This is a genomic window from Mycolicibacterium cosmeticum (genome assembly GCF_000613185.1).
Lineage (GTDB): Bacteria > Actinomycetota > Actinomycetes > Mycobacteriales > Mycobacteriaceae > Mycobacterium > Mycobacterium cosmeticum.
This window is the reverse complement of record NZ_CCBB010000001.1, coordinates 2586031-2605492: the sequence shown is the minus strand read 5'-3', so window position 1 is coordinate 2605492 and position 19462 is coordinate 2586031. Positions and strand designations below refer to the sequence as shown.

The following is a 19462-nucleotide window of genomic DNA, read 5'->3' as shown; positions in this document are numbered from 1 at the left end:
AGGTGTCAGCAGTTGTGGGGCCGGAATGGGTCAGGCCGCGGCTGCTGCCGGCTCGGTGTTATCCGGCTCGTCCGGTTCGGGCTGCTCGGCGTCGGCCGGTGCGGTGCCCGTCGGTTCCGGGGGGCCATCGACGCTCGGCGGGGTTTTCACCGGGTCGGTGTCGGCCGGCTTCGTCCCGGCGAACGTCGTCGGCGACACCTTGTTGCCGTCGGTCATGTCGGTGGGGCCACGGGCCGCCCCCGCGGTGGCCGTCGTCGTGGTCGTGACCGGCGCGGGCTTCTTGGGATTGCGGCCCAGCAGGTTGTCCAGTCCTTCGCGCAACGCCCTGGGCGTGGCGGCGAGCGCCTCGGCGACCTTGTGCGGCGGTGTCACCATCGAGAAGGGCTGGTGGACTTCGGGGTTGAGGTTCTGGCGATCGGTGTAGGCCATGTCGACCATCACCTTCAGTACCGGTTCGACCGCGCCGAGCAGGCGTTCGGCCGGTTCGGTGAGGCGCAGCGCGGCGGCCGCCTGGCGCACCGGGGCGAGCAGCGGCAGATGCGCGCTCGGGATCAGGACGTAGGTGTCGGTACCGCCCGCCGGGTTCTTGACCACCTTGACGTAATTGTCCGGGCTGCCGATGTCGTCGCTGTCGTAATACGCGTCGGGGTGCGCGTAGGCGACCGCCGCCAGGGAATTGAGCAGCGCGAGCGGATTGAAATAGGCCGGGAAGTCGGCGTACGTGTCGTACTCGTTGGTCACGTAGGTGGTGTCGTACGCCGAGGGCTGCGCCGGGCCCATCCCCGGGATCATGAGCGGGATCCCGACACCGGGGAACCGGGCGAAAATCCCCCCGTTCGGGATGAACGGCGCGGCGATCTCGAGGAAGCTGAGGTCCTGGGGTTTGGGCGCGCCGGCGCCGCCGCGCAGGTTGCGTTTCTCCTGCTCGGCCAGCAGGGAACCTTCGGAGTAGGACACGACGATGACCTTGCCCGGCGTGGTCGTCACCAGTTGGTGCAGCGCTGGCATGCCGGTGCGGACGCTGCCGATCATGTCCAGCGAAGCCGGGTAGGACAGCGGAACGTATGCGTAACCGTCGGGGATGACCTCGCCGCGCAGTTTGTGTGGAATGTTCGCCGCGTCTGGGTCGTCGCGGCCGCCGATCCCGATGACGGTGTTCAGCAGCCTGGGCAGGAGACCGTGCAGCGGCGGTTCGGGGACCTGAGAGAGGGCCAGGGCAATCGCCATTCCCAGCGCTGCGAACAGTGCGGGCAGTTTTCGGGTCGAAGTATGGGTCGCCATGATTCCCCCTCGGTGCACTGCCGTAGGGCACCTGAACCGCAGGTTACTCCGTGGTGAAGTTGCTGTGTGGGCTTTGACACATCCGCGTCACGTTGCGGTGTGCGCGTCGTCGGGATACGTTCACCGCCTATTCGGCATGTTCGTGAGATTGGTCAAAGGTCCGGCGCGGCAGAAGAATTGGCGGCCGACCTGTGTCACAGTGGAGTCATCATGACGAACCCCAGCAAGAGGCCGGCGATGTGGCGTGACCCGTTGTCGTTGTCCTTCGAGGTGCACCGGCGGGTGTTGCTGGCGCGTTTGCGGCGGCATCAGCGCCGGCACCCCGCGCCGGCGCCGGTCTCTGGGCGTCCCTGATCGGGTTCCGCGCCGGTGCCGAGGCGCTAGAGTTCTGCCATGCGCGCATTACGAGCAGCGGTGCTGGCCGGTGCGGTCGCCGCCGGACTGGTCGGGGCCGCAACCCTGCCCGCTCCCGACGCGCACGCGGACGTCGTCGCGTACCTGGTGAATGTCACGGTGCGGCCCGGCTACAACTTCCCCAACGCCGACGCCGCCGTCGGCTACGGGAACAGCATCTGTGACCGGGTGGCCGCGCTGATGCCGTACGGCCAGCTGGTCGAGCAGGTGAAGGCGGACTTCAACACCTCGGACTACTACCAGGGCGCCTATCTGATCAACCAGGCGGTCAACGAATTGTGCCCGGCGCAGATCTGGCAGTTGCGCCAGTCGGCCGGCGGCTACACCGTCCCGGCCTGAGTACCGACGACAACGGCGGCGCCCCGGGTAGGGACGCCGCCGTCGGTGTCGGCCGGGGAGATCCGGTCAGGGGCAGGTGACCTCGATCGTGAACGGCTTGTTCACCGGGGTCATGGGGTTGGCCATGTCGATACCGGTCGCGGTGCCGCTGATCTTGTAGGTCTTGCCGTCCTTCTCGGCCTTGGCCTCGCCCTGGCCGGCGCCGGCCTGGTAGCCGAGGGTGACGCCGTTGACGTTGCCGAGACCGACGGAGGTGACGGTCGGGGAATCGCCCTCGCTGAGGACGGCGGCGATACCGGTGGCGGCCTCGCCGATCGCGATGTTGACGTTGCCGCCCATGGTGGCGCACACGACCTGGCCGTTCACGGCCTGGTCCGCGCCGTCGATGGTCACCTTGGTACCACCGGTGCCCGCTGCCGCCGTCGGCGACGCCGATGCGCTGGCGGCCGCCGAGGTGGTGGTCTTCTCCTCGCTCGACGAGCTGGAGGACTTCTTGTCATCCGAGGAACAGCCGGCCAGCCCGGCGATGACTACCGCCGCACCGCCCAGGGCGACCACGAGTTCACGCTTCACCACTGATCTCCTTACGTTGAGCGATCCGTTTCAAGATCGCCTGATGATCCCAGAGCAGTATGGTGCTCAGCGGACACACAGACACCGTTATGCGCTAAATACTTGACTACGGGTCATCGGCGGGTAATCCCCAGTTCAGCAGGCAACCTTCACAGTGAACCGGCTCTGGGTGCTGAAGCTGGCGTTGTCGGTCCGGAAGCCGCGGGCGGTGCCGGAGATGTCGTAGGTGCGTCCGGTCATGCTGACCGTGGCGGCGGGTTCGCCGAGGCCGGCGTTGTAGCTGCCGGTGAATCCGCCCACGTCGCGGAAGCTGACCGATTCCGCGGTGAGCTCGTCCTCGTTGGACACCATCGCGCTGATCCCGGAGGTGTCGTCACCGGTGCTGATGGTGGTGAGGAAACCGGCGGGGGAGCAGCGGACCGCATGGGTGGTCCCGGCGTCGCGGCCGTCGATGGTGAACTGGGCCGTTCCCGGGCTGAGCGCACCCGGCGGGGTGGTCGCCTGCGGCGGGGACGACGAGCATGCGGCGGCGCCCGCCGTGACGCCGGCCAGTATCGCAGTGCCGATCACCGATCGCGTCCTCATGGAGTGAAATCTACGACCGACACGGGCCGAACGCGTGGAGTTCGCTGTTGATTGAATGTCCGGGTGAGCGAGCAGTATTTCGAGGTGCGGGCGCAGCTGCCCGGGCGCAAGGGCCGGGCCGGCGTGATCCACACTCCCCACGGTGACATCCAGACGCCGGCGTTCATCGCCGTCGGCACCCAGGCCACCGTCAAGGCCGTGCTGCCCGAGACGATGAAAGAGATTGGCGCGCAAGCAGTTCTGGCCAACGCGTATCACCTCTATCTGCAGCCCGGGCCCGATGTCGTGGACGAGGCCGGTGGGTTGGGTGCGTTCATGAACTGGCCGGGCCCCACCTTCACCGACAGTGGTGGCTTCCAGGTGCTCTCGTTGGGCGTCGGGTTCAAGAAGGTGCTCGCCATGGACGCGACGCGGCTGCAGAACGACGACATCATCGCCGAGGGCAAGGAGCGGCTGGCGCACGTCGACGAGGACGGCGTCACCTTCCGGTCGCATATCGACGGGTCGTCGCACCGCTTCACCCCCGAGGTGTCGATCGGGATCCAGCATCAGCTCGGGGCCGACATCATCTTCGCGTTCGACGAGCTGACCACCCTGGTGAACACCCGCGGTTATCAGGAGCAGTCGGTGCGCCGCACGCATGACTGGGCGGTGCGCTGCCTGATCGAACATCACAAGCTCACCGCGGCCCGGCCGGACAAGCCGCGCCAGGCGCTGTTCGGGGTGGTGCAGGGCGCGCAATACGAGGACCTGCGCCGGCAGGCGACGCGCGGGCTGGTCGGGATCGGAGAGGGTCCGGGGCCCGCAGAGGGCCTGAGCTTCGACGGGTACGGCATCGGTGGCGCGCTGGAGAAGCAGAACCTGGCCACCATCGTCGGCTGGGTCACCAGCGAACTACCCGACGACAAACCCCGGCACCTGCTGGGCATCAGTGAGCCCGACGACCTGTTCGCCGCCGTCGCCGCGGGCGCGGACACCTTCGACTGCGTGTCGCCGTCCCGGGTGGCCCGCAACGCCGCCGTGTATTCGGCACGCGGGCGGTACAACATCACCGGCGCGCGTTACCGCAGGGACTTCACCCCGATCGACGCCGAATGCGACTGCTACACCTGCGCGCATTACACCCGCGCCTACATCCATCACCTGTTCAAGGCCAAGGAGATGCTGGCGGCCACGTTGTGCACCATCCACAACGAGCGCTTCACCATCCGGCTGGTCGACCAGATCCGCGCCGCCATCGTCGCCGGGGAGTTCGACGAGCTGCGTGAGCACGTCCTGGGGCGGTACTACGGGACGGACCAGCGGTCTTCTTAGACGCGTGCACAATAAGTGCATGACGACGGGCGCGAGAACCGCGGAAGCGCAGACGCTGCTGGTCCAGATGCTGGACCCGGCGATCCGGGCCGACCCCTACCCGCTGTTCGCGCGCATCCGAGAGCTCGGGCCGATGGCGCTGCCGGAGATGAACATGGTGGTGTTCTCCGGCTTCGCGCATTGCGACGAGGTACTGCGGCACCCGGCGTCGTGCAGCGACGGGATGAAATCCGCGGTGGTGCAACGCCAGATCGCCGAGGGCGTCACGCCGCAGCGCACCGCCACGCCGGGATTTCTGTTCCTGGATCCACCAGACCACACCCGGCTGCGCAAGCTCGCGCAACAAGCCTTCTCGCCCAAGGCGGTCCGGGCCCTGGAGCCCGAGATCGGCGCATTGGTCGGCGAACTGCTCGACAAGGTGCCCACCTCCGGTGAACTGGACGTGGTGACCGATCTGGCCTACCCGCTGCCGGTCGCGGTGATATGCCGGCTGCTGGGCGTTCCCCTGGACGACGAACCGCAGTTCAGCCGGGCGGCCGCGCTGTTGGCGCAGGGCCTGGATCCGATCATGACGCTGACCGGCCAGGCCTCCGAGGACGCCGACGAACGACTGCAGGCCGGCGAGTGGATGCGCGAGTACCTCGTCGATCTCATCGAGCGCCGCCGGGCGACACCGCGCGAGGACATGATCTCGGCGCTCATCGCTGCCGAGGAAGACGGCGATCAGCTCACCGCCGACGAGATCGTCGCGACCTGCAACCTGCTGCTCATCGCCGGGCACGAGACGACGGTCAACCTGATCGGCAATGCGGTGCTGGCGATGCTGCGTGAACCGGAGCACTGGCGCGCGCTGGCGGCCGACCCGGAACGGGCCAACGCGATCGTCGAGGAGACGTTGCGGTACGACCCGCCGGTGCAGCTGGTGATGCGGATCGCCGGCGCGGACATGACGATCGGCGACCGGGACTCGGTGGTGGTTCGCCAAGGCGACAGCATGCTGTTGCTGCTGGCCGCGGCCCAGCGCGACCCGGACGCCTTCGGCCGGCCGGACGCCTTCGATCCGGATCGGGAAGACCTGCGGCACTTGGCTTTCGGCAAAGGTCCGCATTTCTGCCTGGGTGCGCCGCTGGCCCGGCTGGAGGCGCGTATCGCGCTGGCGGAGCTGGCTCGGCGGTGGCCGGACGCTCACCTGCGCGGCGCGCCGGTGTACAAGCCGAACGTGACCCTGCGCGGGCTGGCGTCGCTGCCGCTGGGCTAGGGGTGGTGCACCATGCCCACCCAACCGTTGAACTGGGGAGCCTGCGGAGCCTTGACCGTCGGGGTGGCACTGACCAGGATGTGGCCGGCGGTCTGACAGATGGTGGCGCCGGTGCCCAGGGGTTCACAGGGCGGCCCCGACGGTGCGGCCGCGGCCGGCGCGGCGATGGCGATGGCGGCGGCCAGGGTTCCGGCGGCCAATCCGGTGGTGACGAGGAGCGAGACGGTGCGCATGTAACTGTCCTTTCGGGAGGGATGAATTCAGCCTGGCTGTTTCGTCCTCCCGGGACAGCGGTGCTGGCCCGACATCTCTGCGGGGGTTATCCCCAGCGCGGCGCCTCGGGCCCCGCCGTCGACAGAGTGGGTCGGCATCGCCGACCGCGTCGATGGTGTTGTCGCAGTGGCACTTTGGCCACCCAGCGGTTACCGGCGGGTGATGCCGTCCTGCAGGTACCGTTTCCGGTCGTCCTCGGACAACCCGCCCCAGGTGCCGAACGCCTCCTGGAACGAGATCGAGTACTCGCCGCATTCGCGCGCCACCGGGCAGGCCGCGCAGACCGCCCTGGCTCGCTGTTGCCGGTTCTTGCGGGCCCAACCTCGCTCCCCGTCGGGATGGAAGAACAGGCTGGGGTCCTCATAGCGGCACCGGGCATGCAATTGCCATTCCCGGTCCTGACGTCGCCGTACCGCTGGCGTCTCAGGTGCTGTGACTGCGCCCATCGTTGCGATTCCTAGCTGTTGCCGTGCGTACCGAAAAGTGACCGCGGTCACCGTCCGGGCATGACGGTAACGGCACCTCTCGACTATGTCCAGACAAACAAACATAGGGGTATGTCAGCGATTGGTGACATACCGTTTGGTTTGTCGCCACCTCGGCGTCACAGCGGGTTCAGGATGCGGTCGAGGAACTGTTTGGTGCGGTCCTCGCGCGGGTTTCCGATCACCTCGGCCGGCGGTCCCTGCTCCAGGATGACACCCTGGTCGGTGAACAGCACCTGGTCGGAAACCTGCTTGGCGAACTGGATTTCGTGGGTGACGATCACCAGTGTCCAGCCCTCGACGGCCAGATCCTTGATCACCGAGAGCACCTCGCCGACCAGTTCGGGATCCAGCGCGGAGGTCGGTTCGTCGAACAGCACCACCTTGGGCTTGAGCGCGAGCGCCCTGGCGATCCCCACCCGCTGTTGTTGGCCACCGGACAGCTGGAACGGGTACTGGTCGCGCTTGTCGGCCAACCCGACCTTGTCGAGCAACTCCAGCGCTTCGGCCTCGGCCTCGTCCTTCGGCCGCTTCTGCACGATCACCGGACCCTCGGTGACGTTCTGCAGCACCGTCTTGTGCGGGAACAGATTGTGGCCCTGGAACACGAAACCGCTCTGCGCCCGGTATCGACGCAGCTGATCCTTGGTGACCGGTCCGGCGAAATCGATCTGCTCGCCGCCGACCTGGATGACCCCGGCGTCGGGAAGGTCGAGGGCGGCCAGCGCCCGCAGCAGTGTGGTCTTACCCGACCCGGACGGCCCGATGATGGTGGTGGCGGTCCCGCGTGCCACCTTGAACGAGACGCCTTTGAGAACCTTGTTGTCGCCGAAGGCCTTTTCGACGCCATCGGCTTGGACCCGGTAGTCGGTCACGTCCTCGGTCATCGCGCCACATACCTTTCCAGTCGGCGTTCCAGGCGGCTCTGGCCGAACGACAACACCAGGCAGATCACCCAGTAGTACACGGCGGCCGCGGTGTAGGTCGAGAAGAAGTCGAAGGTGGGCGCGCCGATCTCCTGAGCCTTGCGGAACAGCTCGGTCACCAGGATCACCGAGGCCAGCGAGGTGTCCTTGACCAGGGAGATCAACGTATTGGACAGCGGTGGCACGGCGACCCGGGCGGCCTGCGGCAGGATGATCCGGCGCAGGGATCCGGCATAGCTCAGCCCGATGGTTTCGGCCGCCTCCCATTGACCCTTGGGGATGCTCAGGATCGCCGAGCGGATGATCTCGGCGGCATACCCGCCCACGTTCAGGCTGAAGGCGATGACGGCGGCGGTGAACGCCGGCAGCGTCACCCCGAACTTCGGCAGGCCGTAGAAGACGATCACCAACTGCACCAGCAGCGGAGTTCCGCGGATGATCGAGATGTAGAACCGGGCGATATTGCTCAGCACCACATTCGAGGACATCCGGGCCAGCGCCACCGCCAGCGCGATGACCAGCCCGACCGCGAAGCTGATGATCGTGAGCGGGATGGTCGCGGTGATCGCGGCCTTGGCCAGCGGCCACAGGTTGTCCAGCACCAGCTGCAGTCCGGACCGAACGGCAGGCGCCGGCGCGCCCTGGCCGCCCTGTTTAGCCTGCTGGCCGGCGGCACCGGTGGCGTCGGCCTTGAGGTAGCGCTGCGAGATCTCGGCCAGCGTGCCGTCGGCGCGCAGTTCGTCGAGTGCGCCGTTGAGCTCGGGCAGGTAGCCGCTGTCCTTGCGGGCGGCCAGGCCCTGCTCGCTCTTCTCGCCGGTCTGGGCCGCGATCTTCACCGACTTGTCGCCGGTCTCGGCCAGGTAGGCGTACACGGCGATGCTGTCGTTCACCGTCGCGTCGATGCGGCCCTGGTTGAGCAGGGTGATGGCCTGCGCGAAGCCCTCCACGGCCTCCACGTTGGCGCCGGCGTCCCGGGCCACCTTGGCCCAGTTGCTGGTGCTCGACTGCGCGGTGGTCTTACCCTTGAGGTCGGCAAGCGAGCTGATGGAGGTGTCGTCGGCGCGGGTGACGATCACCCCTTCGCCCACCGAATATGGTTGGGAAAGGTCGTATTTGGCTTGGCGTTCCGGGTTGATGGTGACCTCGTTGGCCACCACGTCGAATCGCTTGGCCTCCAGCCCGGCGAAGATGGAATCCCACGGCGTCTCGACGAATTCGACCTTGACGCCCAGCTTCTCACCGATCGCCTTGGCCACGTCCACGTCGTATCCGGTCAGCTGACCGGTCGCCTGGTCGTGATAACTGAACGGTGAGTAGGTGCCCTCCGTGCCGACCCGCAGCACGCCGGACGATCTGATCGGGGTGTCCGGTGGGGCGCCGGTGGCGTCGGTCTTCAGATACTTCTGCGAGATCTTGGCCAGCGTGCCGTCGGCGCGCAACTCGTTGAGCGCGCCGTTGAGTTCGGGCATGTAGCCGCTGTCCTTGCGGGCTGCGAAACCCTGTTCGCTCTTCTCCCCGACGGTGCCGGCGATCTTCACCGACTTGTCCCCGGTCTGCGCCAGGTACGCGTACACGGCGATGCTGTCGTTGATCACCACGTCGACGCGGCCCTGGTTGAGCAGCGTGATGGCCTGGGCGAAGCCCTCGACCGACTCGACCCGTGCACCGGCCTTGCGCGCCACCTCCGACCAGTTGCTGGTGGCGCTCTCGCCCGCGGTCTTGCCCTTGACATCGGCAAGCGATCTGATCGAGGTGTCACCGGCGCGGGTGACGATCACCCCTTCGCCAACCGAATATGGCTGGGAAAGGTCGTATTTGGCTTGGCGTTCCGGGTTGATGGTGACCTCGTTGGCCACCACGTCGAACCGCTGCGCCTCCAGCCCGGCGAAGATCGAATCCCACGGCGTCTCGACGAATTCGACCTTTACGCCCAGCTTCTCGCCGACCGCCTTGGCCACGTCCACGTCATAACCGGTCAGTTCCCCGGTCTTGGGGTCGTGGTAGCTGAACGGCGCATACGTTCCCTCGGTGCCGATGCGCAGCACGCCGGCGGACTTGATCGGGTCGGTGCCGGCCTTCTCGGTGCCGCATGCGGCCAGCAGCATGCCGAGCAGGGCGATCACCAACAGCGCCGCGCGCAACCTGGCAGGTCGTCGAAGAGGGGAGCTCACCGGCGCAACCTAGCAACCCGCTGCGAATAACCCAACGGTTTGGATCAACCCGGCTGGTAAATCCAGGGTCCGGTGGGCAGCGCGGCGGGGTCGAAACCGGTCAGCATCTCGGCCGGTGTGGCGCCCGAAAGACCCAGCGACGCAGCGATCTGGCCGAGTGCCCGCGGTACCCCGATCTCGGCCAGGGTGACTGCCCCGTCGCGCTTGGCCAGCCGCTTGCCTTCGGCATTGAGCACCAGCGGCACGTGCGCATACACCGGAATCGGGTGGCCGAGCAACTGGGCCAGATAGGCCTGCCGCGGTGACGAGGACAACAGGTCGTCGCCACGCACCACCTGGTCGACACCCTGGGCGGCATCGTCGACCACCACGGCCAGGTTGTAGGCGACGACCCCGTCGCCGCGCCGCAACACGAAATCGTCCACCACACCGCTGTATTGGCCATGGAGCAGATCGGTGACCGTGTACTCGGTGACGTCACTGCGCAACCGCAGCGCCGGTGGCCGGTCTGCCCGGGCGCGGTGCCGGGGCATATCCCGGCAGGTGCCCGGATATGCGCCCTCGGGAGCGTGCGGTGCGCGCGGCGCCGAAAGGATGTCCTTTCTGCTGCAATAGCATTCGTACACCAGGCCGCGCTCGGTCAGCCCCGCGATCACCGCCGCGTAGCGATCCCGGTGGCTGCGCTGGTATTCCGGCGGCGCGTCCCAGGTCAGGCCGATCGCTGCCAGGTCGGCGATCTGACGCGCTGCCACGTCGGCGAAGGTGCGATCGTCGAGGTCTTCCACGCGCACCAGGAATCTGCGCGCGGTGGATCTGGCGAACAGCCAGGCCAGCAGCGCCGTGCGGAGATTGCCGATGTGCAGGTCGGCCGACGGGCTGGGCGCGAACCGGCCGGCTGCTGTCATGCTCGCCAGGTTAGCCCGGCGCGGTCACGCCACCAGCGCGAGTCGCTCCCTGGCCTGCTCGACGCACTCGGCCCAGCGTTGCGCGCCGGGCGCATGCACACCGGACTTACCGGGAAAGGCGCTGGTGATCACGAGATCCGGATGCAGGCCCGCCAGCACCTGCAGGCTCTGCGCCAGGGGCGCTGCCTCGCTGAACGACGGGATATAACCGGCAACCCAGGTTCCGTCGGCATCCAGCACGATGGTGTCGCCGGTGAACAGGTAGGTCTGCCCGTTGACCCCGGGCACCAGATAGCAGGTGCTGCCCGGCGAGTGGCCGGGTGTGGGGATCACCTCGATACCGTTGCGGTCGACGTGCCTGCTGCCGAGCGGGACGTCGACGTGGGCGTGCATCCCGATCTCGAGCAACTCGGTCGCCGGGGCGTGCAGGCTGGCGCCGAACCGTTCGCGGATGGACCGCAGCATCGGGCCCGCCTCGTCGCGGTGCGACAGGTATTGGTGGGCGACGCCCCCGAGGGCTTCGAAGTCGGCGAAGTCACGGTCGGTCTGGGTGCTGTAGAACAGGACGTTGCCGGATTCGCCGCCCGTCCACAGGTACGCGTGGGTGGTGAGTCCGGGAAACGGCCGATCGACGCTGGTTTCCCACAGGTCGGCGCGGATCTGTCGCATGGGTGCCTCCTCGCTGCAATGGCTACAGCCTTCAACATCAACCGCGGTTGAGGTCAAGCGAATATTTCGGCGGCGCCGCGCTGGTGGCATCACCACATCCCACGGTTGCGCGGCTAGAAAGAGATATGCGCACGCCACCGCCGGTCGTACCGCCGATCAAGCCGATGCTCGCCAAGGCCGTCGCAGCGATCCCGCCGGATGCGATCTACGAGCCGAAGTGGGACGGCTTCCGGTCGATCTGCTTCCGCGACGGGGATGACATCGTGTTGGGTAGCCGCAACGAGCGACCCTTGACCCGGTATTTTCCCGAACTCGTCGAGGCCGCCAGGGCCGAGCTTCCCGAGCGCTGCGTCGTCGACGGCGAGATCGTGGTGACCACCGCATCCGGGCTCGATTTCGAAGCGCTGCAACAACGTATCCACCCGGCCGACAGCCGCGTGCGGATGCTCGCGGTGAAGACCAGGGCCTCGTTCGTCGCCTTCGACCTGCTGGCCGTCGGTGCCGAGAACCTGATGGAGCAGCCGTTCGACCTCCGGCGGGCCCGGCTTGCCGAAGAGCTGCACCGGGCGGGTGCGCGGTTCCATCTCACGCCCGCGACCACCGACCTGGACACGGCGCGACGCTGGTTCGCCGAGTTCGAGGGCGCCGGCTTGGACGGGATCATCGCCAAGCCCGCCGCCCTGCGCTATCTGCCGGACAAACGGGTCATGTTCAAGATCAAACATCAACGCACCGCCGATTGTGTGGTGGCCGGGTACCGGCCGCACAAATCGGGTCCCGACGCCGTGGGGTCCTTGCTGTTGGGGCTGTACAAGAATGACCGCAGCCTGGCCTCGGTGGGTGTGATCGGTGCCTTCCCGATGGCCACCCGGCGAGCATTGATCGCCGAATTGCAGCCGCTGGTCACCGATTTCGAGCACCACCCGTGGAACTGGGCGGCACAGGTGGCGGCGGATCCCGAGTTGGCGGGCCGCTACGGCGGCGGCTCGCGCTGGAATGCGGGTAAGGATCTGTCGTTCGTCCCGTTACGCCCGGAGCGGGTGGTTGAGGTGCGCTACGACTACATGGAAGGTGAAAGGTTCCGCCACACTGCGCAATTCAACCGCTGGCGGCCCGACCGAGACCCGGGCTCGTGCACCTTCACCCAGCTGGAACAACCGGCACACGTCGACCTGCAGCGCATCATCCCCGGCCTGGTTTAGGCGTCGCCTGCCCGTCCCGAGCCCTGCATTGCCGCATCGGTCTGATCCTCGTCCAGCGCGTCGACCTGCAGGGAACGGCAGTCATCCCGGCTGCGCATACCCTCCAGCAGCAGCGCCACGTAGCGGCGCCACAGGTCCGGCTGCACATGCCCGGCCCATTCGCTGACGGTGCCGGCCAGCAGGCCCATCACCGGCATGTCGGTGTGCTCGATATCCGGGCGCAGGTGTCCGTCGTCGCGAGCCCGCTCGACCAACGTCGAGATGAACGGTGCGAGGCGGTCTCGTGCGCAGTCGACGCCGTACCCGCCATGGGCCCTGCTGTACACCATTTCTCGGAGACCACGATCCGTCGCGGTCAGTTCGCACATGTGCTGCACGAACCAGACGAAGCCATCCCACGAATCTTCATGCCGCAGCGCCTGTTCGGCGAGCGCCACGATCTCTTCGATAGCGTCTTCGAAGATCGCGTCGATGAGATCCTCTTTGGTGGCGAAGCGGCGGTACACCGTTCCCACGCCGACATTGGCGTAATGGGCCACGTCGTTGAGCGTGGCCTCCATGCCTTTGACCGCGAACAGCTCGCGGGCAGCCGCGAGCACGCGCTGCCGATTGCGTTCGGCGTCCTTGCGCAGCCCGCGGCATGGCTTGTCAATCACAGGCCCCACATTAGTGACGTGCCTTACGTATGCCAATAAGTGGATTGACTCTATCCACTTATCCTTTTAGATTGCCTAGCTAGGTCACTCGCCGTCGCCTGACCTGCGGCTGTCACATTCCGGAAAGGCTTGACCTTGATTGCGGTACTCAAACGCGTCTGGCTGCCCGTCCTGATCGTGGCGGCGGTGGCGATCGGTGGGGTGAGCGTTTCGTATCTGCGGTCGGTGTTCGGTTCCGACGGCGCGGTGGTGACGCCGGTCGGCTCGGATACCGCGGACAAGTTCAACCCGAAGGTCGTCGTGTACGAGGTCTTCGGCACCGGAACCACCGCAACCATCAACTACATGGACCTCCAGGGTCTCCCGCAGCGCACGCAAGCCGCACTGCCCTGGACCCTGCGGCTGGAGACGACCATCCCGTCCGTGCAGCCCAACCTCCTCGCCCAAGGTGACGGCCAGTCGATCGGCTGCCGCGTCACCGTCGACGACGAGGTCAAAGATGAGAGGACGGCGACCGGCGTGAACGCCGCGACGTATTGCCTGGTGAAGGCCGCATGACCACGTTTACCGACGACACCCCGACCGAGGCGCTGCCGCCCGCCGGCCACGCCGCCCGGCCCTGGCTGCCGCGCTTCATCCGCATGTTCTCCATCCCGATCGTGCTGGGCTGGCTGGTCATCGTCGGGTTGCTCAATACCGTTGTGCCGCAGCTCGAAGAAGTCGGCAAGATGCGCGCGGTGTCGATGAGCCCGAACGACGCACCGGCGCTGATCGCCACCAAGCGGGTCGGCCATGTGTTCGACGAGTACAACACCAGCAGCTCGGTGATGATCGTGCTCGAAGGCCAGGACAAACTCGGCGCGGACGCGCACGCGTTCTACGACGAGATGGTCCGGACCCTGCGCGCGGACACCAAACACATTCAGCACGTTCAGGATTTCTGGGGTGACACCCTCACCGCGGCCGGCGCGCAGAGCATCGACGGCAAGGCCAGCTACGTCCAGGTGTACATCGCCGGTGACCAGGGTGAGGCGCTGGCCAACGAGTCCGTCGAAGCCGTCCGGCACATCGTCGACACCACGAAGGCGCCGCCGGGTGTCAAGGCCTACGTGACCGGACCCGCCGCGACGACGACCGACCAGAACGCGGTCGGTGACGCCAGCATGGAAATGATCGAAATGCTGACGTTCGCGGTCATCACCGTGATGCTGCTGATCGTCTACCGGTCGATCATCACCGTGGTGATCACCCTGTTCATGGTGGTGGTCGGGCTGTCGGCGGCTCGCGGCATCATCGCATTCCTGGGCTACCACAACGTTTTCGGGCTCACCACGTTCGCCACCAACATGGTGGTGACCCTGGCGATCGCCGCGGCCACCGACTACGCGATCTTCCTGATCGGCCGATATCAGGAAGCGCGAAGGTCCGGCGAGGACAAAGAATCGGCCTACTACACCATGTTCCACGGCACGGCCCACGTCGTGCTCGCGTCGGGCCTGACCATCGCCGGGGCCACCTTGTGCCTGCACTTCACCCGGCTGCCGTACTTCCAGACCATGGGCATCCCGTTGTCCATCGGCATGACCATCGTGGTCGCCGCGGCGCTCACCATGGGACCGGCGCTCATCTCGATCGTCACCCGCTTCGGCAAGATCCTCGATCCCAAGCGGATGGACCGGGCCCGGGGCTGGCGCCGCATCGGCTCGGCCATCGTGCGGTGGCCCGGCGCGGTGCTGGTGATGGCCGTGGCGCTGGCGCTCGTCGGTCTGCTGACGCTGCCCGGCTACCACACCACCTACAACGACCGGATCTTCCTGCCCGCCGACATTCCGTCGAATGTCGGTATGGCAGCGGCCAATCGGCACTTCTCCGAAGCCAAGATGAACCCGGAACTGGTGATGGTGGAGGCCGACCACGACCTGCGCAACCCGGCCGACTTCCTGATCATCGACAAGATCGCCAAGGCGATGGTGCGGGTGCACGGTATCGCCCAGGTGCAGACCATCACCCGACCGGACGGCAAGCCGATCGAACATGCCTCGCTGGCCTACTCGATGAGCCAGAGCGGCACCGGCACGCTGATGAACAACGACTATCAGCAGACCGTGCTGGACAACACGCTCAAGCAGGCCAACGAACTGCAGACGACCATCGACTCGCAGGAGAAGCTGTACAACATCACCCTGCAACTGGCCGATGTCACCCGCAGGATGGCCGACAAGATGGCCAACACCTCGACCGACATCAACGAGGTCCGGGATCACCTGGCCGACTTCGACGATTTCTTCCGGCCGATCCGCAATTACCTCTACTGGGAACCGCATTGCTACGACATCCCGATGTGCTGGTCGGTGCGGTCGATCTTCGACGCGCTGGACGGCATCAACAAGATGTCTGACGACTTCCAGGACATCGTCCCGGATCTGAACCGGATGGCCGAGCTCACGCCGCAGATGGCCGCGGTGATGCCCGCGATGATCCAGACGATGAAGAACCAGAAGCAGTACCTGCTCAACCAGTACCAGGCGCAGAAGGCCCAGCAGGATCAGAACATCGCCAACCAGAACAACCAGACGGCGATGGGGCAGGCGTTCGACGCGGCGCGCAACGACGACAACTTCTACCTGCCGCCGGAGGCGTTCCAGACCGCGGACTTCAAGCGGGGCATCAAGCTGTTCATGTCTCCGGACGGACATGCGGTGCGGTTCACCGTCTTTCATCAGGGTGACCCGCTGAGCGAGGAAGGCACCTCGCATATCGAACCGCTGAAGATCGCGGCGGCCGATGCCATCAAGGGCACGCCGCTGGAGGGCTCGACGGTGTACGTCGGCGGCACCGCGGCGATGTACAAGGACATGCAGACCGGGGCTGACTACGACCTGCTCATCGCGGCCGTGGCCTCGCTGATCCTGATCTTCCTGATCATGGTGGTGCTCACCAGGGCGGTGGCCGCCGCGACCGTCATCGTCGGCACCGTGGTGCTGAGTCTCGGTGCGTCCTTTGGCCTTTCGGTGCTCATCTGGCAGCATCTGGTCGGTATCCCGCTGCACTGGATGGTGCTGCCGATGTCGGTCATCGTGCTGCTCGCCGTGGGCGCGGACTACAACCTGCTGCTGGTGTCGCGGATGAAGGAAGAGATCCACGCCGGTCTGCACACCGGCATCATCCGCTCGATGGCGGGAACCGGATCGGTGGTCACCGCCGCCGGGCTGGTGTTCGCCTTCACCATGATCTCGATGGCGGTCAGCGATCTGATCGTCATCGGCCAGGTCGGCACCACCATCGGTCTGGGGCTGCTGTTCGACACGCTCGTGGTGCGCTCGCTGATGACCCCGTCGTTGGCCACCCTGCTCGGACGGTGGTTCTGGTGGCCGCAGCGCGTTCGGCCGCGGCCGGTGCCGCAGCCCTGGCCGACACCGCGGGAATCCGCACCCGAGGCGGCCGCCCACGGGTAGCCGGCGGCGCGCCCGGTCGCGATGACGTCGCCGATGACATCGACGATGACATTGCCCACCGGCGCCGGTCTACGTGAGTATGGAACATGTGGACCTGCCCGTGCTGCCGCCGGTCGAGCCGATGCTGGCCAAGGCTGTCGGCACGGTGCCCGATGACCCAGGGGTGTGGTCCTACGAGCCGAAGTGGGACGGCTTCCGGGCCCTGGCCTTTCGCGACGGCGACGACGTGGTGCTGCAGTCGCGTAACGGCAAGGAACTGGGCCGGTACTTCCCGGAGCTGATCGAGGCGCTGCGTGACGAGCTCGTCGATCGGTGCGTGGTGGACGGGGAAGTGGTGGTACCTCGCACGATCGCAAGCCGGGTACGGCTGGACTGGGAGTCGCTGAGCCAGCGGATCCACCCCGCCGCCAGCCGGATCAAGCTGCTGGCCGAACAGACCCCCGCCCACTTCATCGGATTCGATGCGCTGGCGCTGGGTGACCGGTCGTTGCTCACCGAGCCGTTCCGGGTTCGGCGCGCGGCGCTGATCGACGCGGTCGCCGAGGAGACCTGGTGCCATGTCACCCGCACCACCGAAGACCCCGCGCTGGGCGCCGAATGGCTGGACACGTTCGAGGGAGCCGGGCTGGACGGCGTCATCGCCAAGCGGCTGGACGGGCCCTATCTACCGGGTAAGCGCGAGATGGTGAAGGTCAAGCATCACCGCGACGCCGACTGCGTGGCGATCGGCTACCGGATCCACAAGAGCGGTGAAGGCCTCGGATCGATCTTGCTGGGCCTCTACCGCGACGACGGCGAATTGCAGATGGTCGGCGGTGCCGCCTCGTTCACGGCGAAGGACCGGCTCAAACTGCTGGCCGACCTGGAGCCGCTGCGCGAAGGGCACGAGGTTCGCGAGGGCGATCCGAGCCGGTGGAACTCGGCGGCCGACAAGCGCTGGATCCCCGTGCGACCGGAGCGGGTGTGCGAGGTGGCCTACGACCAGATGGAGGGTTACACCGCCGGCAGCGACGAGACGGCATTGCGCTTCCGGCACGCGGTGAAATTCCTGCGCTGGCGACCCGACCGGGACCCCGCCAGTTGCACCTTCGCCCAACTGGACGTGCCCTTGCGATACGACCTGTCCGACGTCCTGAGGGGGAACTGACCATGGCCACGCCCGCCGAAGAACTCGACATCGACGGTGTCGCGGTCCGGCTGACCAACCCGGACAAGGTGTACTTCCCCGGGCCGGGGTACACCAAGCGCAACGTCGTCGACTACTACCGGTCCGTCGCCGACCGGATGGTCGCCCTGCTCAAGGACCGGCCCACCCATCTGCAGCGTTTCCCGGACGGTATCGAGGGCGAGGAGATCTACCAGAAGCGGGTGCCGCAGAAACACCCCGACTACCTGCAGACCTGCACGGTGACGTTCCCGTCCGGCCGGACCGCGGACGCGCTGAAGGTCACGCATCCGTCGGCCATCATCTGGGCCGCGCAGATGGGCACCATCACGCTGCACCCGTGGCAGGTGCGCTGCCCGGACACCGAACACCCCGACGAATTGCGGGTGGACCTGGACCCGCAACCCGGCACCGACTTCGCCGACGCCCGGCGGATCGCCGTCGAGGTGCTCAAACCCCTCCTCGACGAGCTGGGTTACACGGGATATCCCAAGACCTCCGGCGGCCGTGGCGTGCACGTGTTCATCCGGATCAAGCCCGAGTGGGATTTCATCGCGGTCCGCCGGGCCGGTATCGCCCTGGCCCGCGAGGTCGAACGCCGGGCCCCGGACGCCGTCACCACCTCGTGGTGGAAGGAGGCACGCGGCGCCCGGCTGTTCATCGATTACAACCAGAACGCCAGGGACCGCACGTTCGCCTCGGCGTACTCGGTGCGCAGGACGCCGATCGCGACGGTGTCGATGCCGCTGACCTGGGACGGGCTGGCCGATGCGGATCCCGACGACTACACGATCGCCACGGCGCCGGACCTGGTGGCCGAGCGGGACGACCCGTGGGCCGGTATCGACGAGACCGCGCACTCGCTGGAGCCGCTACTGCAGATGGTGGCGGCCGACGACGAACGCGGACTGGGGGACCTTCCCTATCCGCCGAGCTATCCGAAAATGCCCGGCGAACCGCCGCGGGTGCAGCCCAGCAAGAAGGTCGCCGCCCACTGGGACGCCGAGGGCAACCCGATCACCTGAGGCCGCTCAGCGCAGCGGGACGACTCCGGCGCTGACGAGAACCGGTTGGCTGCTCTCCAGCGACTCCAGATGCGAGGCCGCGCTGGACGCCGCCGCCACCGAGCTGAACTCGACGGCACCCAGTAGCAGCAGGGGCCACAGCGCCCCGGCGGCAGCGCTGAGCGCGAACTGGTACGGCACCGGCTCGTGCTCGGTGCCCATGCGCCTGCTGGCCACATAGATGACCACTGCACTGAGCGCCCAACCGACGAGATAGGCCGCTATGACGGTTTGGACCACGTTGTCTCCCCCTTGCCAGGCGAGCCCGCTGTTGCCCTGTGCACAGCAGCCCGCCGCGGGTCGTTAAGCCAAATGTAACGCCGGGACGCGGACCGGGAAAGTCCCGTGCGACGCCCGTGCGACGGAAAACCAGCAGGTCAACGGCATTCAGCCAATCTCCAGCAACGCACAGGGCGGTTGCCCGCGCCACGGCCGACGCCGATATCGGCGACCGGTGCAACGTCTGGGTGACGACGGCGAGTCGTCCGACGGCGACCGCCGGCCGGGGATGGCCGGCCGCCGCGACCCGTGCGTGTGCCGGGGCGTCGGGCGCACCGACGGGCGGAGTACACGCCCGGCGGCGCCGGGTGGAGAGGCCCACCAACGCCGGCGCGATCGTGGCGTCCGCCCGACGGTGTGCACGGCCGACCGCCGCCGGCCGCCGGGTGCGGCGGAAACCGGTTGGCGCACGGCCTTCCCGGCCGGCTCCCCGGCCGACCGCCGATAC

Annotated in this window: 19 protein-coding genes; 8 read left to right on the top strand and 11 right to left on the bottom strand. The window is 67.1% G+C overall.

The genetic code is table 11. The features are described from left to right. Positions 1-30 precede the first annotated feature (30 nt). Entirely contained in the window at positions 31-1281 is a 1251-nt protein-coding gene (locus tag BN977_RS12605) for a PE-PPE domain-containing protein (protein WP_084172482.1), read from the bottom strand. A gap of 393 nt (positions 1282-1674) precedes the next feature. Here BN977_RS12605 and BN977_RS12600 point away from each other — a divergent pair, with 393 nt between their 5' ends. Continuing rightward, positions 1675-2034, top strand: a complete 360-nt coding sequence (locus tag BN977_RS12600; RefSeq protein ID WP_024452253.1) for a DUF732 domain-containing protein — start codon at positions 1675-1677, stop codon at positions 2032-2034. Between the two features lie 66 nt (positions 2035-2100). Here BN977_RS12600 and BN977_RS12595 read toward each other — a convergent pair whose 3' ends face one another. After that, positions 2101-2607, bottom strand: a complete 507-nt coding sequence (locus tag BN977_RS12595) for a lipoprotein LpqH (RefSeq protein ID WP_024452252.1) — start codon at positions 2605-2607, stop codon at positions 2101-2103. Between the two features lie 135 nt (positions 2608-2742). Next, positions 2743-3192, bottom strand: a complete 450-nt coding sequence (locus tag BN977_RS12590) for a lipoprotein LpqH (protein WP_036397794.1) — start codon at positions 3190-3192, stop codon at positions 2743-2745. Positions 3193-3255: 63 nt separating this feature from the next. Between BN977_RS12590 and tgt the strand changes: the two genes are divergently transcribed. Together tgt and BN977_RS12580 are read left to right on the top strand one after the other, a co-directional pair. Further along, entirely contained in the window at positions 3256-4506 is a 1251-nt protein-coding gene (gene tgt, locus BN977_RS12585; RefSeq protein ID WP_036397792.1) for a tRNA guanosine(34) transglycosylase Tgt, read from the top strand. A 19-nt stretch (positions 4507-4525) separates the two neighbouring features. Further along, entirely contained in the window at positions 4526-5764 is a 1239-nt protein-coding gene (locus BN977_RS12580) for a cytochrome P450 (RefSeq protein WP_036397790.1), read from the top strand. Here the strand turns inward: BN977_RS12580 and BN977_RS12575 are convergent. The 6 genes from BN977_RS12575 to BN977_RS12540 form a co-directional block, all read right to left on the bottom strand. Then, positions 5761-5997, bottom strand: a complete 237-nt coding sequence (locus BN977_RS12575) for a hypothetical protein (RefSeq protein ID WP_024452248.1) — start codon at positions 5995-5997, stop codon at positions 5761-5763. The two genes, BN977_RS12580 and BN977_RS12575, sit on opposite strands and share 4 nt — an antisense overlap. 189 nt (positions 5998-6186) lie before the next feature. Beyond that, positions 6187-6483: a WhiB family transcriptional regulator gene (locus BN977_RS12570; RefSeq protein ID WP_024452247.1), complete on the bottom strand. Its 297-nt coding sequence runs from the start codon at positions 6481-6483 to the stop codon at positions 6187-6189. A gap of 158 nt (positions 6484-6641) precedes the next feature. Next, positions 6642-7397, bottom strand: a complete 756-nt coding sequence (locus BN977_RS12565) for an amino acid ABC transporter ATP-binding protein (protein WP_024452246.1) — start codon at positions 7395-7397, stop codon at positions 6642-6644. Between the two features lie 8 nt (positions 7398-7405). After that, positions 7406-9619 (bottom strand): ABC transporter permease subunit, encoded by a 2214-nt coding sequence (locus BN977_RS31835; protein ID WP_234709545.1) that lies wholly within the window; start codon positions 9617-9619, stop codon positions 7406-7408. A 44-nt stretch (positions 9620-9663) separates the two neighbouring features. Continuing rightward, positions 9664-10524, bottom strand: a complete 861-nt coding sequence (gene gluQRS, locus BN977_RS12545; protein ID WP_036397789.1) for a tRNA glutamyl-Q(34) synthetase GluQRS — start codon at positions 10522-10524, stop codon at positions 9664-9666. A gap of 24 nt (positions 10525-10548) precedes the next feature. Further along, positions 10549-11193 (bottom strand): MBL fold metallo-hydrolase, encoded by a 645-nt coding sequence (locus tag BN977_RS12540; RefSeq protein ID WP_024452244.1) that lies wholly within the window; start codon positions 11191-11193, stop codon positions 10549-10551. Positions 11194-11318: 125 nt separating this feature from the next. Here BN977_RS12540 and BN977_RS12535 point away from each other — a divergent pair, with 125 nt between their 5' ends. Beyond that, positions 11319-12395, top strand: coding sequence for an ATP-dependent DNA ligase (locus BN977_RS12535; protein WP_036397788.1), 1077 nt, complete (start codon positions 11319-11321; stop codon positions 12393-12395). Here BN977_RS12535 and BN977_RS12530 read toward each other — a convergent pair. Continuing rightward, positions 12392-13051, bottom strand: a complete 660-nt coding sequence (locus BN977_RS12530) for a TetR/AcrR family transcriptional regulator (protein ID WP_051561315.1) — start codon at positions 13049-13051, stop codon at positions 12392-12394. The genes BN977_RS12535 and BN977_RS12530 overlap by 4 nt on opposite strands. Before the next feature lie 135 nt (positions 13052-13186). Between BN977_RS12530 and BN977_RS12525 the strand changes: the two genes are divergently transcribed. From BN977_RS12525 to ligD, 4 genes are all read left to right on the top strand, one after another. Continuing rightward, positions 13187-13609 carry an MmpS family transport accessory protein gene (locus BN977_RS12525; protein ID WP_024452241.1) on the top strand — a complete coding sequence of 141 codons (423 nt, stop codon included), beginning with the start codon at positions 13187-13189 and terminating at the stop codon, positions 13607-13609. Beyond that, positions 13606-16506: an MMPL/RND family transporter gene (locus BN977_RS12520; RefSeq protein WP_036397785.1), complete on the top strand. Its 2901-nt coding sequence runs from the start codon at positions 13606-13608 to the stop codon at positions 16504-16506. Before BN977_RS12525 ends, BN977_RS12520 begins: the two co-directional genes overlap by 4 nt. 79 nt (positions 16507-16585) lie before the next feature. Then, the gene (locus BN977_RS12515) at positions 16586-17653 is read left to right on the top strand and encodes an ATP-dependent DNA ligase (RefSeq protein ID WP_036397784.1); all 1068 of its coding nucleotides are present in this window, start codon (positions 16586-16588) and stop codon (positions 17651-17653) included. 2 nt (positions 17654-17655) lie between these two features. Further along, entirely contained in the window at positions 17656-18696 is a 1041-nt protein-coding gene (gene ligD, locus BN977_RS12510) for a non-homologous end-joining DNA ligase (RefSeq protein WP_024452238.1), read from the top strand. Between the two features lie 6 nt (positions 18697-18702). Here the strand turns inward: ligD and BN977_RS12505 are convergent, their stop codons facing one another. After that, positions 18703-18975, bottom strand: a complete 273-nt coding sequence (locus tag BN977_RS12505) for a hypothetical protein (RefSeq protein WP_131590093.1) — start codon at positions 18973-18975, stop codon at positions 18703-18705. Positions 18976-19462 lie beyond the last annotated feature (487 nt).

What these genes read in the sequence shown, in the direction of transcription:
- BN977_RS12540 (WP_024452244.1), bottom strand. Translation starts at nt 11,193, where the DNA reads ATGCGACAGATCCGCGCCGACCTGTGGGAAACCAGCGTCGATCGGCCG.
- BN977_RS12580 (WP_036397790.1), top strand. Translation starts at nt 4,526, where the DNA reads ATGACGACGGGCGCGAGAACCGCGGAAGCGCAGACGCTGCTGGTCCAG.
- BN977_RS12535 (WP_036397788.1), top strand. Translation starts at nt 11,319, where the DNA reads ATGCGCACGCCACCGCCGGTCGTACCGCCGATCAAGCCGATGCTCGCC.
- gluQRS (WP_036397789.1), bottom strand. Translation starts at nt 10,524, where the DNA reads ATGACAGCAGCCGGCCGGTTCGCGCCCAGCCCGTCGGCCGACCTGCAC.
- BN977_RS12590 (WP_036397794.1), bottom strand. Translation starts at nt 3,192, where the DNA reads ATGAGGACGCGATCGGTGATCGGCACTGCGATACTGGCCGGCGTCACG.
- BN977_RS12520 (WP_036397785.1), top strand. Translation starts at nt 13,606, where the DNA reads ATGACCACGTTTACCGACGACACCCCGACCGAGGCGCTGCCGCCCGCC.
- BN977_RS12605 (WP_084172482.1), bottom strand. Translation starts at nt 1,281, where the DNA reads ATGGCGACCCATACTTCGACCCGAAAACTGCCCGCACTGTTCGCAGCG.
- BN977_RS12600 (WP_024452253.1), top strand. Translation starts at nt 1,675, where the DNA reads ATGCGCGCATTACGAGCAGCGGTGCTGGCCGGTGCGGTCGCCGCCGGA.
- BN977_RS12515 (WP_036397784.1), top strand. Translation starts at nt 16,586, where the DNA reads ATGGAACATGTGGACCTGCCCGTGCTGCCGCCGGTCGAGCCGATGCTG.
- BN977_RS12575 (WP_024452248.1), bottom strand. Translation starts at nt 5,997, where the DNA reads ATGCGCACCGTCTCGCTCCTCGTCACCACCGGATTGGCCGCCGGAACC.
- ligD (WP_024452238.1), top strand. Translation starts at nt 17,656, where the DNA reads ATGGCCACGCCCGCCGAAGAACTCGACATCGACGGTGTCGCGGTCCGG.
- BN977_RS12570 (WP_024452247.1), bottom strand. Translation starts at nt 6,483, where the DNA reads ATGGGCGCAGTCACAGCACCTGAGACGCCAGCGGTACGGCGACGTCAG.